The sequence below is a fragment of the Rathayibacter sp. PhB179 genome, assembly GCF_004345345.1.
GTDB classification, from domain to species: Bacteria; Actinomycetota; Actinomycetes; order Actinomycetales; family Microbacteriaceae; genus Rathayibacter; species Rathayibacter festucae.
In genome coordinates, this window is sequence record NZ_SLVD01000005.1 from 51,933 (window position 1) to 64,824 (window position 12,892).

The following is a 12,892-nucleotide window of genomic DNA, read 5'->3' on the forward strand; positions in this document are numbered from 1 at the left end:
GGCGCGGGACGACGGTCTAGAACTGCTCGGGGGCCGCGCCGATGCTGGCGACCGGGGCCGCGAGGGCGACGCCGGAGCCGTCGCGCTTCATCCCGGAGTCGGGAAGCGCCGCGACGCTGCCGTCGGCCTCGAGCGCGTGCGCCGGGCCGGGGCCGACCCAGGCGACGCCGAGGGCGGTCTCGCCCTTGAGGAAGCGCTGGGCGCGGACGCCGCCGGTCGCGCGGCCCTTGGGCGGGAACTCCGAGAACGCCGACACCTTGGCGCTGCCGGTGTCGGTGCCGGAGAGGGCCCAGCTGTCGACGGCGACGGTCGCGACGACCGTCTCGTCGCGCTCGGACTCGGGGACCACCGCGAAGGAGACGACCTCGTCGGTCTCGCTGATCTTGACGCCGGCCATGCCCGCCGCGGTCCGGCCCTGCGGACGCACCGCCGAGGCGGAGAAGCGCAGCAGCTGGGCCTCGCCGGTGACGAAGACGAGCTCGTCCTCGTCGGCCGACGGCGCGGCGCCGACGACCGCGTCCTTCGGCCGCAGGGCGATCAGCTCGATGTCCGGGCGGTTGGGCAGGTCGCCCGGGGCGACGCGCTTGACCGTGCCCTGCAGGGTGCCCAGGGCGATCGGGCGGGGGTCGTCGAGGGCGACCAGGGCGAGGACGCGCTCGTCCTTCGCCAGGTGGGTCAGGTAGTCGCTCATCCGGACGCCCGCGCCGAGCTGCACCGAGGAGGACGGGACGGACGGGACGTCGACGGGGGAGAAGCGCAGCAGGCGGCCGGCGGTCGTCACCGCGCCGATCTCGGCGCGCGTGGTGGTGTCGATCGTGCTGAGCACCGCGTCGTGCTTGCTGCGGCGGGTCGCGCGCTCGGGGTGCGGCGCGGCCTCCGGGTCGCGGTCGATGCGCACCATCCGCCCGGTGGTGCTCAGCAGCACCCGGCAGGGCAGGTCGGCGATCTCGAGGACGGCGGCGGTCTTGCGTCCGGTCGTGGCGACGGAGGGGCGCGCCTCGGTGAGCAGCGTCCGGCGCGGCGTGCCGAGGCGCTGCGCGACGTCGTCGAGCTCGTCGGACACGAGTGCCTCGAGGCGGCTGCGGCTGGCCAGCAGCGCCTCGAGCTCGGCGATCTCGGCGATCAGGGTGTCGCGCTCGGTCTCGAGCTCGATCCGGGAGAACCTCGTCAGGCGGCGCAGCTGCAGCTCGAGGATGTAGTCGGCCTGGATCGTGCTGAGGTCGAAGACCTCGATCAGCCGGGCCCGGGCGGCGGCGGTGTCGTCGCTCGCGCGGATCAGCTGGATGACCTCGTCGATGTCGAGGATCGCGATCAGCAGTCCCTCGACCAGGTGCAGCCGCTCCTGGCGCTTGCGGAGACGGTAGCGGGAGCGGCGGGTCACCACGGTCAGGCGGTGGCCGACGTAGACCTGCAGCAGCTCCTTGAGGCCGAGCGTGCGCGGCTGGCCGTCGACGAGGGCGACGTTGTTGATCGAGAAGGCGTCCTCGAGCGGGGTGTAGCGGTACAGCTGCTCGAGCACCGCCTCCGGGCTGAAGCCGGTCTTGATCCCGATCACGAGGCGGAGGCCGTTGTCGCGGTCGGTGAGATCGGTGACGTCGGCGATCCCGCTGAGCTTCTTGTTCTGGACGCCGTCCTTGATCTTGTCGATGACCTTCTCGGCGCCGACGAGGTAGGGCAGCTCGGTGACGACCAGGCCGGACTTCCGGGCGGTGATGCTCTCGACCGAGACGCGGGCGCGGGTCTTGAAGCTGCCGCGGCCGGTCGCGTAGGCGTCGCGGACGCCGGCGAGCCCGACGATCGTGCCGCCGCTGGGGAAGTCCGGGCCGGGGACGAACGACATCAGATCGTCAAGCGAGGCGTCGGGGTGCGCGATCAGGTGCCGCGCCGCTCCGATCACCTCGATCAGGTTGTGCGGGGCCATGTTGGTGGCCATGCCGACCGCGATGCCGCTCGCACCGTTGACGAGGAGGTTCGGGAACGCCGCGGGGAGCACCTCGGGCTGGTCGTGCGAGTTGTCGTAGTTGGGGACGAAGTCGACGACGTCCTCGTCGAGGTGCTCGGTCATCGCCGTCGCCGCGGCGGCGAGGCGGGCCTCGGTGTAGCGGGCGGCGGCGGGGCCGTCGTCGAGCGAGCCGAAGTTGCCGTGGCCGTCGACGAGCGGGACCCGGAGCGTGAACGGCTGCGCGAGACGCACGAGCGAGTCGTAGATCGAGGCGTCGCCGTGCGGGTGCAGCTTGCCCATCACCTCGCCGACGACGCGGGCCGACTTCACGTGGCCGCGATCGGGGCGCAGGCCCATCTCGCTCATCATGTAGAGGATGCGGCGCTGCACCGGCTTCAAGCCGTCGCGGGCGTCGGGCAGGGCGCGGGAGTAGATCACCGAGTAGGCGTACTCGAGGAACGACCCCTCCATCTCGGCCGAGACGTCGACGTCCTCGATGCGCTCGGTCAGGGAGGATCCGGAGGGAGGGGGTGCAGCGTTCATGTCTCACTTCGGTAGCGGGCGCGGGCACGGCGGGGCACGCTCCGCGGAGGGGCGCAGCGTGCGAAACTGGGCGCGATGACCCCCATGCTACCGGCCGTCCCCGCCGGGCGGCGGAGCCTCGCCGACGTCCTCCCCGGCGCTCTCGACGCCCTCCTCGGCCGCCCGGGGACCTTCGGCTCGCCGCGCGTCGAGCGGATCGTCGTCGTCCTCGTCGACGGGCTCGGGGCGGCCAACCTGCGGCAGCGCGCCGGGCACGCCCGCACGCTCGCGCCCGCGCTCACCAAGGCCACGACCCTCGCCTCCGGCTTCCCGACGACGACCGCGGCGGCCCTCGCCAGCCTCACCACGGGCCGGCGCCCGGGGGAGCACGGGATGGTCGGCTACCGCGTGCTCGACCGGGCGCACGACCGCCTGGTGAACCAGCTCTCCGGCTGGGACGACCGGATGGTCCCCGAGCAGTGGCAGCCGCACCCCACCGTCTTCGAGCGCGCCGTCGAGGCGGGTGTCGCGGCGAGCGTCATCGGCGCCGCCCGCTACGCGCACTCGGGGCTCACCCGCGCGATCCTGCGCGGCGCCGAGTACCGGGTCGCCGGGGGAGTCGCCGAGCGCTTCGCCGCGGCGCGCGATCTGCTCGACCGCGGCGGCCGGCAGCTCGTCTACCTCTACGTCCCCGAGCTCGACATGACCGCGCACGCCCGCGGCTGGGAGTCGCCGGAGTGGACGACGGCACTGGAGCAGCTCGACGGCGAGGTCGCGGCGTTCGTCCGCGGACTCTCCGGGCGCGAGGGCGTGCTCGTCACCGCCGACCACGGCGTGCTGGACGTGCCCGCCTCGTCGCACGTGCTCGTCCGGGAGCCCGCAATGCTCGAGGGTGTCCGCCACCTGGCCGGCGAGCCGCGCTGCCTGCAGCTGCACCTCGAGGCCGGGATCGATCCCGCGGTGGTCGCGGCGCGCTGGAGCGAGGCGGAGGGCTCCCGCGCCTGGATCGCGACCCGTGACGAGGTCGCGGCGAGCGGCTGGTTCGGCGAGATCGGCGCTCCGGCGGCGGAGCGGATGGGCGACGTCTTCGTCGCCGCCCGCAAGGCGATCGCCTACTACTCGGCGGAGGACGCATCCGGCCGGTCGATGATCGGCCAGCACGGCTCGCTCACCCCCGAGGAGACCCAGGTGCCGCTGCTCGGCTTCGGCGCGCTCTCCGGGATCTGAGTCCCGGGAGCGCGCTCGCCCTCTCAGGCGTCGACCGGTCAGGCGTCGACCGGTCAGTCGTCGCTGCGGGCCCCGAAGACGATCTCGTCCCAGCTGGGGATGGCGGCACGGCCGCGGCGCATCGAGGTGCGTCCGCTCGCGGCGGGGTGCTCGGCAGCGGGTGCTGCGGGGCGCTCGGGCTCGGGGGCCTTCGGGGCGACGACCGCGGGCGCCTCCGGCTGCGGCTCCTCGCGCACCCGCGCCGAGGAGGCGTGGTCGCGCTCGCCGCGACGGCGCCGGAGCGCGTCGAGGAGGTCGGCCGTGTCGTTGAGGTTGCGCTCGCGCTGCTCGGTCGTGCTGGTCACCGGGCGGGGGAGCGTGGAGACCGGACGCGGCGTGTCCGAGAGGGCCGGCTGCGGCTCGGTGTCGGAGGGCCGGGAGGCGGCGGGTCGCGAGTGCGGGAGACGCGAGGGCCCCTGGCGCTCGGAGCCCGCTCGCTCGGAGCCCGCACGCTCGGAGCCCGTGCGCTCGGAGCCCGTGCGCTCGGGGCGCGACGGCTCCGCGGGCTTCGCGAACGCGTCGGTGTCGAAGCGGGTCGCCAGCTCGTCGACCGCGGCGGGGATGACGGCGCGCAGGCGCGGGATCAGCGTCGGCCTGATCTCGCCCTGCTGCGAGAGCGTGGTCGCCTCGGCGGTGAGGGGGGAGAGGAGCGCCTTCTTGGGGTCGAAGCGCCAGCGGGCGTCGTGGTCGATCTCGTCGGAGCGGAAGAGCAGCTTGACGACCCAGCCCTCCTCCTCCTTCCAGCTCGACCACTGCTCGCCGTCGGCACCGAGGGCGCCCAGGCGCTCGCGGATGACGTCGCCGAAGGGCGTGCCCTCCTCGAGCGGGTCGGGGTCGGCGCTGGTGTAGACGCGGACCGCCAGGGCGGAGGCGACGATGTGCTCGCGCTCGGCCGTGACCGGGCCCTCGAAGCGCGCGACGTAGTCGAGGTCGGCGCCGGTGAGCTCGGCGACCTCCTCGGCGGAGAGGCCCGAGCGGATGTGCGACTGGATCTCGCGGGGCGACACGCGCTTCTCCCGCGGGGGCAGCGAGTGCACGCGCGGGCGCAGCTGGCTCTGCAGCGTCTCGTCGATGCGGACGGAGAACCGCTCACCGCCGTCCGAGACGAGGACGAGCGATCCGCTCTCGACGCCGATCACCTTCAGTTCCATCATCGTGCTGGACCTCCTTCTGGCCGCGGACGAGCCCGTGCCTGCCGCGAACCGGCTCAGGATCGCACGCCGACGGGCCGTTCCCCGGGAATACCGCGGGCGGGTCGAAAGTTGGTGCGGAGGAGGGCGCGGCAGCGGCTGTCAAGACGCGTTCGAAGCGGTTTGCGCATCGATACTTCTTGATGCACACTGTCCCCGCCGATTTGTTGAACGACTGAATTTAAGAAGTGGATGGGAATGGCTACGGACTACGACGCCCCCCGCAAGACCGATGACGACTCCGAGTCGATCGAGGCCCTGAAGGAGCGAGTCCCCGACAAGATGTCCGGTGTCGTCGACGTCGATGACGCCGACAACCCGGGCGGATTCGAACTGCCCGGTGCCGATCTGTCCGACCTCGATCTGGACGTCGTGGTCCTTCCGCCGCAGGCGGACGAGTTCACGTGCGTCAGCTGCTTCCTGGTGAAGCACCGCTCGCAGATCGACCACGAGGAGAAGCTCGGCCCGATCTGCCTGGAGTGCGCCGCCTAGGCCTCTCCCGGCTCCGAAAGACCAGCGCCCCGTCGCCGTGATCCCTCCCGGATCGCGGCGACGACGTCGTTGGGGCGCCTGCTCGACAGCAGCCAGTACGGCGTCGGGTCGGCGGGGTCCTCGATCGGGACCCGGACGACGTCGCGCACCCAGCCGCGGATGACGAGGAACGCCCTGGCGTCCAACCGCGGTCCGCGCTGAGCGAACGCCCGCTCGCCGGTGAAGGCGACCGCGTCGCCCACCAGCTCGAGCGGGATGTGCGCGCGGCCGGCCCGCAGCTCGCCGTCGACGACCTCGATGGTCGGCGACGTGGCGAGCAGCGTGCCGACGGTGCCGCCGTAGAGCACCAGCGCGACGAGGAAGCCGACGGACAGGTTGATCGGCGCGAAGACCAGGATGCTGGCGGGGATCACGAGGGCGGTGGAGACGAAGAGCCAGGGCGCGGGCCACAGCCTCTCTCGGTAGGACGGCATGTCCCTATTGCATCAGACGATTGGTCTACCCTCGTCACGTGAACGAAACCGTCGACGTCCCGATCCGCGCGGACGAGGTCCCGTTCTACGCCCACCCCGGTGACGCCGGAGCCGATCTGCGCTCCACGGAGGAGCTCGTGCTCGCTCCCGGCGAGCGGGCGAGCGTCGGCACCGGGGTCTCGATCGCCCTGCCCGACGGTCATGTCGGCTTCGTCGTGCCGCGCAGCGGGCTGGCCTTCAAGCACGGCCTCACGATCGTGAACGCGCCCGGCACCATCGACGCCGGCTACCGCGGCGAGATCCGCGTGGCCCTCCTGAACACCGACGCCCGCGAGCCGTACCGCATCGCCGCGGGCGACCGGATCGCGCAGCTCGTCATCCTGCCCGTCGTCCGGGCCCGCTTCACCGCCGTCGAGGAGCTGCCGGACTCCGTCCGCGGCACCGGCGGCTTCGGCTCGACCGGCTACGCCACCGCAGCACCAGCAGACGCCCGCACCAACGAGGAGAACGCATGAGCGACATCCAGCCCGCCGGCACCGAGGACGCGGCCGTCGAGACCGCCGCGCAGGACTTCGAGAAGTCCGCGCCCGCCGACCGCGCGGAGGCCGGCCCGCTCGACGAGCGCGAGGCCAACCCGGTCCGCCCCTACATCGACCTCGGCGGGGTGAAGGTGCTGCCCCGCGAGGGCATGCACATCCGCCTCGAGGTCGAGGAGGCGACCAAGCGCGTCATCGCCGTCGGCCTCGACTACGCCGGGTCCACCCTCCAGGTGCAGCCGTTCGCGGCACCGCGCTCCTCGGGTCTCTGGCACGAGATCCGCGGGCAGATCGCGGAGCAGATCGGCCGCCAGGGCGGCAGCACCGAGGAGCGCGAGGGCGTCTTCGGCCCGGAGATCGTCGCGCAGCTCCCGCTGGCCGGCGGCGGCGTGCGCGTCGCGCGCTTCGTCGGCGTCGACGGTCCGCGCTGGTTCCTCCGCGGCGTGATCGCCGGCGCGGGGGCCACCGACGAGCAGGCCGCGGCCGCCGTCGAGGACCTCTTCCGCAGTGTCGTCGTGGTGCGCGGCTCCGGCCCGATGCCCCCGCGCGACCTCATCCCGCTCAAGATGCCGGACAGCGGCCAGACCCAGCAGAGCGCGAGCTGAGCGGGATGGGCGCCGAGGGCGACCAGCAGCCCGAGCGCGACGGGCGGTCGGAGCACACCGGCCCGTCCGAGCGCGAGGGGCAGCCGGAGCGTCCCGAGGTCGGTGAGGCGATCGCGAAGGCCGCCCGCCGCTCCGGACTCGGCGTCGTCGCCGACGGCGAGCCGTTCGACGGCCGCGCACTGCTCGGCTCGATGGGCGGCGTCCGCGGCATCCTCGAGGCCGTCGTGCCCGGAGTCGCCTTCGTCCTCCTCTTCACGATCACGGGAGAGCTCGTGCTCTCGCTGGTCGCCTCCGTCGGGATGGCCGTGCTGTTCACCGTCGCGCGGATCCTCGGGCGCACCCCGGTCATCCAGGCGGTCGGCGGTCTGCTCGGCGTCGTGATCTCGGCCGCCCTCGCGCTGATCACCGGCCGCGCGGTCGACAACTTCGTGCCCGGTCTGATCACCAACCTCGTCTACGGCCTCGTCTTCCTGGTGTCGGTGCTCGCGCGCTGGCCCCTGATCGGCGTCGCGGCCGGCTACCTGATGGGCGACGGCACGGCCTGGCGGAACGACCGCCGGAAGCGCCGGCTCTTCTCGCTGCTGACGCTCGCCTGGGCGGCCCTGTTCTTCGTCCGGCTCGCGGTGCAGTACCCGCTCTTCCTCGCCGGCGACGCCACGGCCCTGGGCACCTGGAAGCTCGTGCTCGGCCTGCCCCTCTATGCGCCGCTGCTGGTGCTCACCGTCCTGGCCGTGCGCGCGGAGTACCGCGGCGCGGCGGAGCGGGACGAGGCGGCTCCGCCCGCCGAACGCGCGTAGAGTTGTCTCGACGTCAAGATAAATAGTTAGGTCCTCCTTGGTGGCGGGGCGCTGTGCGCGGTCGCCAAGATGGAGACGGATATGTGGGTGCGCCCGTCGGCGGAGCCCACGTCAGCGAAGGAGAGGGCGACGTGTCCGCGGTAGACAGCTTTGGATCGAAAGACAACCTGAAGGTCGGCTCGACCGACTACGAGGTGTTCCGCATCGACCGGGTCCCCGGTCACGAGAAGCTCCCGTTCAGCCTGAAGGTGCTGCTCGAGAACCTGCTCCGCACGGAGGACGGCGCCAACATCACGGCCGATCACATCCGCGCCCTGGGCGAGTGGGTCCCGGAGTCGGAGCCCGACACCGAGATCCAGTTCACGCCCGCGCGCGTCGTGATGCAGGACTTCACCGGTGTGCCCTGCATCGTCGACCTCGCCACCATGCGCGAGGCCGTCGCGGCCCTCGGTGGAGACGCGAACAGGATCAACCCGCTCGCGCCCGCCGAGATGGTCATCGACCACTCGGTCATCGCGGACCTCTTCGGCACCCCCGACGCCCTCGAGCGCAACGTCGAGCTCGAGTACGAGCGGAACGGCGAGCGCTACCAGTTCCTCCGCTGGGGCCAGACCGCGTTCGACGACTTCAAGGTCGTCCCGCCCGGAACGGGCATCGTCCACCAGGTCAACATCGAGTACCTGGCGCGCGTCACCATGACCCGCGAGGTCGGCGGCGTCCTCCGCGCCTACCCCGACACCTGCGTCGGCACCGACTCGCACACCACCATGGTGAACGGCCTCGGCGTGCTCGGCTGGGGCGTCGGCGGCATCGAGGCCGAGGCGGCCATGCTCGGCCAGCCCGTGTCGATGCTCATCCCCAAGGTCGTCGGCTTCAAGCTCTCCGGTGCCATCCCGGCCGGCGTGACCGCCACCGACGTCGTCCTGACGATCACCGAGATGCTGCGCAAGCACGGCGTCGTCGGCAAGTTCGTCGAGTTCTACGGCGCCGGCGTCGCCCAGGTGCCGCTCGCCAACCGCGCCACCATCGGCAACATGAGCCCCGAGTTCGGCTCCACCGCCGCGATGTTCCCCATCGACGACGTGACCCTCGACTACCTGCGCCTCACCGGCCGCAGCGACGAGCAGATCGCCCTGGTCGAGCAGTACTCCAAGCTGCAGAAGCTCTGGCACGACCCCGCGGTCGAGCCGGTCTTCAGCGAGTACCTCGAGCTGGACCTCAGCACGGTCGTCCCCTCGATCGCCGGGCCGAAGCGCCCGCAGGACCGCATCGAGCTCACCTCGGCGAAGACGCAGTTCGAGTCGGACCTCAACAACTACACTGACGTCACCCACGACATCGTCGACCTCACCCTCGCCGAGTCGTTCCCCGCGTCGGACCCGGGCGAGCTCCAGCCGCAGGACGAGTACAGCTCGCACTCGCACACCCACCGCTCGCACGCGCCGACCACCGCGTCGAAGCCGACGACCGTCGAGCTGGGCGAGGGCCACGAGAGCTTCACCATCGACCACGGCGCCGTCGCGATCGCCGCGATCACCTCGTGCACCAACACGTCGAACCCCTCGGTGATGCTCGCGGCCGGCCTGCTGGCCCGCAACGCCGCGCAGAAGGGCCTCAAGGCCAAGCCGTGGGTCAAGACCACGCTGGCGCCGGGCTCGAAGGTCGTCACCGACTACTACGAGAAGGCCGGGCTCACCGAGTCGCTCGAGGCCCTCGGCTTCTTCACCGTCGGCTACGGCTGCACCACCTGCATCGGCAACTCCGGCCCGCTGCTCGAGGAGATCTCGACCGCGGTGCAGGAGAACGACCTCGCCGTCACGGCCGTCCTCTCGGGCAACCGCAACTTCGAGGGCCGCATCAACCCCGACGTGAAGATGAACTACCTGGCGAGCCCGCCGCTCGTCATCGCCTACGCGCTCGCCGGCTCGATGAACTTCGACTTCGAGGTCGACGCCCTGGGCACCGACACCGACGGCAACGACGTCTTCCTCAAGGACATCTGGCCCGACGCGGCCGAGGTGCAGGCGACGATCGACTCCTCGATCGACAAGTCGATGTTCGACACGCAGTACGCCGGCGTGTTCGACGGCGACGAGCGCTGGCGCTCGCTGCAGACCCCCGAGGGCTCGATCTTCGAGTGGGACGAGGACTCCACCTACGTGCGGAAGCCCCCGTACTTCGACGGCATGACGATGGAGACGACCCCGGTCACCGACATCGCCGACGCCCGCGTGCTCGCCAAGCTGGGCGACTCGGTCACCACCGACCACATCAGCCCCGCCGGCTCGATCAAGGCCGACAGCCCGGCCGGTCAGTACCTCGCCGAGCACAGCGTGGACCGCAAGGACTACAACTCCTACGGCTCGCGCCGCGGCAACCACGAGGTGATGATCCGCGGCACGTTCGCGAACATCCGCCTGCGCAACCAGCTCCTGGACAACGTGGAGGGCGGCTACACCCGCGACTTCACGCAGGAGGGCGGCCCGCAGTCGTTCATCTACGACGCGTCGCAGAACTACCAGGCGCAGGGCACCCCGCTGGTGATCCTCGGCGGCAAGGAGTACGGCTCCGGCTCGTCGCGCGACTGGGCGGCGAAGGGCACCAGCCTCCTGGGCGTCAAGGCGGTCATCGTCGAGAGCTTCGAGCGGATCCACCGCTCGAACCTGATCGGCATGGGCGTCGTCCCGCTGCAGTTCCCGCAGGGCGAGACCTGGGCCTCGCTCGGGCTCGACGGCACGGAGTCGATCAGCATCTCGGGCATCGAGGCGCTGAACGAGGGCGTGACCCCGAAGACGGTCCACGTCGTCGCCACGCCGACGTCCGACTCGCCCGAGGGCAAGCAGCCGATCGAGTTCGACGCGGTCGTCCGCATCGACACCCCCGGTGAGGCGGACTACTACCGCAACGGCGGGATCCTGCAGTACGTGCTGCGCTCCCTGGTCTGATTCCGAGCAGATCTGCGCGCCTCCCTGCAAGCCGGGGAGGCGCGCACCTGTTCCACCGGACCCCGTGCGTAGACTCGGGAGACGTCCACACCCCTCAGACATCCCCCGGAAAGGCGGCGCGAATGGCTGTTCTCGAGACCATCTCCGGACCGCGCGACCTCGACCGCCTGACCCGGACCGAGCTCGAGACGCTGGCGCTGGAGATCCGCGACTTCCTCGTGCGCGAGGTGTCCAAGACCGGCGGCCACCTCGGCCCGAATCTCGGCGTCGTCGAGACGACCATCGCGATCCACCGGGTCTTCGACTCGCCGCACGACGCGATCATCTTCGACACGGGGCACCAGTCCTACGTGCACAAGCTGCTGACCGGGCGCCAGGACTTCTCCGGCCTCCGCCAGCGCGGCGGACTCGCCGGCTATCCGCAGCGCTCCGAGTCGCCGCACGACATCGTCGAGAGCTCGCACGCGTCCAGCTCGCTGTCCTGGGCGGACGGCATCTCCCGCGCCTTCACGATGACCGGCCAGACCGATCGCCACGTGGTCGCCGTCGTCGGCGACGGCGCGCTCACCGGCGGGATGACCTGGGAGGCGCTGAACAACATCAGCGACGACAACTCCCGCGGGCTCGTCATCGTCGTCAACGACAACGGCCGCTCCTATGCCCCGACCATCGGCGGCATGGCGCGCTTCCTCAACGGCGTCCGCACCCGGCGCACCTACCGGACGCTGCACCGCGGCTCCCGCGCCGTCTCCGAGCGCCTGGGCGGCCCCGCGGCCGCGGTCTACCGCGGTGTGCGCGGCGGCCTGCACGGCTTCCTCAGCCGCTTCATCAACAACGAGGCGCTGTACTCCAACCTCGACATCAAGTACCTCGGCCCGATCGACGGACACGACCTCACCGCGATGGAGGAGGCGCTCCAGCAGGCCAAGGACTACGGCACGCCCGTGATCGTGCACGCGATCACGCAGAAGGGCAAGGGCTTCGAGCCCGCCGTCCAGGACCTCGCCGACCAGTTCCACGCGGTCGGCCAGATCGATCCCGAGACCGGCGAGCCGCTCAGCGCGAGCGGCGCCCGCTCCTGGACCTCGGTCTTCGCGGAGGAGATCGTCACCCTCGCGGACGAGGACCCGACGATCGTCGGCATCACCGCCGCGATGCTCCGCCCGGTCGGCCTCGACCGCCTCGCCGAGAAGTACCCGGACCGCGTGTTCGACGTCGGCATCGCCGAGCAGCACGCCGTGACCTCGGCCGCAGGCCTCGCCTTCGGCGGTCTGCACCCGGTCGTCGCGCTCTACGCGACCTTCGTCAACCGCGCCTTCGACCAGGTGCTGATGGACGTGGCGCTGCACCGCGCCGGCGTCACCTTCGTGCTCGACCGCGCCGGGGTCACCGGCCCGGACGGCCCGAGCCACCACGGCATGTGGGACCTCGCGATCCTCCAGGTCGTCCCGAACATCCGCCTCGCCGCGCCCCGGGACTCCGTCCGGCTGCGCGAGGAGCTGCGGGAGGCCGTCGGCGTGAAGGACGCCCCCACGGTCGTGCGCTTCTCCAAGGGCAACGTCGGCGACGAGATCGACGCGCTCGAGCGCCTCGACGACGGCGTGGACGTGCTGCTGCGCTCGGAGCGGCAGGACGTGCTGATCGTCACCGTCGGCCCGATGGCCGCGATGGGCCTCGACGTCGCGCAGCGGCTCGCCGCGCAGGGCATCGGCGCCACCGTCGTCGATCCGCGCTGGGTCGTGCCGGTCCCGCGCAGCGTCATCGATCTGGCGGCCGAGCACCGCCTCGTGATCTCGATCGAGGACGGCGTCCGCGTCGGCGGCATCGGCACCCGGATCCGCCAGGACCTCCGCGAGGCCGGCGTCGACACGGCCGTCACCGAGCTGGGGCTGCCGGACCAGTTCCTCGACCACGCCAAGCGCGAGGAGATCCTCGAGGACGTCGGACTGACTCCGCAGCACATCGCCCGGGACGTCGTCGCCCAGGTGCTCGGCAGCAAGATCCCGGTCGCGCGCCCGCTGCCCGAAGAGGTCGCGGCGCACGACGACGCGCGCAAGGACTGAGCGCGCACCACGCACGGGAGAGGGCGCCCACCGGACCGGTGGCGCCCTCCTGCGTTCTCGC

At 71.9% G+C, this 12,892-nt stretch carries 10 protein-coding genes; 7 read left to right on the forward strand and 3 right to left on the reverse strand.

What is annotated here, in order from left to right; translation table 11 throughout:
- Positions 1 to 16: 16 nt before the first annotated feature.
- Positions 17 to 2,485, reverse strand: coding sequence for a DNA topoisomerase IV subunit A (locus EDF43_RS11655; RefSeq protein WP_132437055.1), 2,469 nt, complete (start codon positions 2,483 to 2,485; stop codon positions 17 to 19).
- Positions 2,486 to 2,560: 75 nt separating this feature from the next.
- On the opposite strand from EDF43_RS11655, the gene EDF43_RS11660 reads away from it, so the two are divergent.
- Positions 2,561 to 3,691, forward strand: coding sequence for a nucleotide pyrophosphatase/phosphodiesterase family protein (locus EDF43_RS11660; RefSeq protein ID WP_207901715.1), 1,131 nt, complete (start codon positions 2,561 to 2,563; stop codon positions 3,689 to 3,691).
- Between the two features lie 53 nt (positions 3,692 to 3,744).
- Here EDF43_RS11660 and sepH read toward each other — a convergent pair whose 3' ends face one another.
- Complete coding sequence (gene sepH, locus EDF43_RS11665; RefSeq protein ID WP_132437056.1) at positions 3,745 to 4,884, reverse strand: septation protein SepH; 1,140 nt, start codon at positions 4,882 to 4,884, stop codon at positions 3,745 to 3,747.
- Positions 4,885 to 5,118: 234 nt separating this feature from the next.
- Between sepH and EDF43_RS11670 the strand changes: the two genes are divergently transcribed.
- A complete protein-coding gene (locus EDF43_RS11670) occupies positions 5,119 to 5,412 on the forward strand; it encodes a DUF4193 domain-containing protein (protein WP_055792269.1) in 294 nt (97 codons plus the stop codon).
- On the opposite strand, the gene EDF43_RS11675 is transcribed toward EDF43_RS11670, so the two are convergent.
- Positions 5,409 to 5,885: a DUF3093 domain-containing protein gene (locus EDF43_RS11675; RefSeq protein ID WP_123445856.1), complete on the reverse strand. Its 477-nt coding sequence runs from the start codon at positions 5,883 to 5,885 to the stop codon at positions 5,409 to 5,411. The genes EDF43_RS11670 and EDF43_RS11675 overlap by 4 nt on opposite strands.
- 38 nt (positions 5,886 to 5,923) lie before the next feature.
- Here EDF43_RS11675 and dut point away from each other — a divergent pair, with 38 nt between their 5' ends.
- The 5 genes from dut to dxs all read left to right on the forward strand — a co-directional run bounded on the left by dut (position 5,924) and on the right by dxs (position 12,831).
- Entirely contained in the window at positions 5,924 to 6,400 is a 477-nt protein-coding gene (gene dut / locus EDF43_RS11680) for a dUTP diphosphatase (protein ID WP_123445857.1), read from the forward strand.
- Complete coding sequence (locus EDF43_RS11685; protein WP_123445858.1) at positions 6,397 to 7,026, forward strand: DUF3710 domain-containing protein; 630 nt, start codon at positions 6,397 to 6,399, stop codon at positions 7,024 to 7,026. The genes dut and EDF43_RS11685 overlap by 4 nt, the downstream gene beginning before the upstream one ends.
- A 5-nt stretch (positions 7,027 to 7,031) precedes the next feature.
- On the forward strand, positions 7,032 to 7,823 hold the full coding sequence (locus EDF43_RS11690) for a DUF3159 domain-containing protein (RefSeq protein WP_132437057.1): 792 nt from the start codon (positions 7,032 to 7,034) through the stop codon (positions 7,821 to 7,823).
- A 131-nt stretch (positions 7,824 to 7,954) separates the two neighbouring features.
- On the forward strand, positions 7,955 to 10,768 hold the full coding sequence (gene acnA, locus EDF43_RS11695) for an aconitate hydratase AcnA (protein ID WP_132437058.1): 2,814 nt from the start codon (positions 7,955 to 7,957) through the stop codon (positions 10,766 to 10,768).
- Between the two features lie 122 nt (positions 10,769 to 10,890).
- Complete coding sequence (gene dxs / locus EDF43_RS11700; RefSeq protein WP_123703583.1) at positions 10,891 to 12,831, forward strand: 1-deoxy-D-xylulose-5-phosphate synthase; 1,941 nt, start codon at positions 10,891 to 10,893, stop codon at positions 12,829 to 12,831.
- The last annotated feature ends 61 nt before the right edge of the window (positions 12,832 to 12,892 follow it).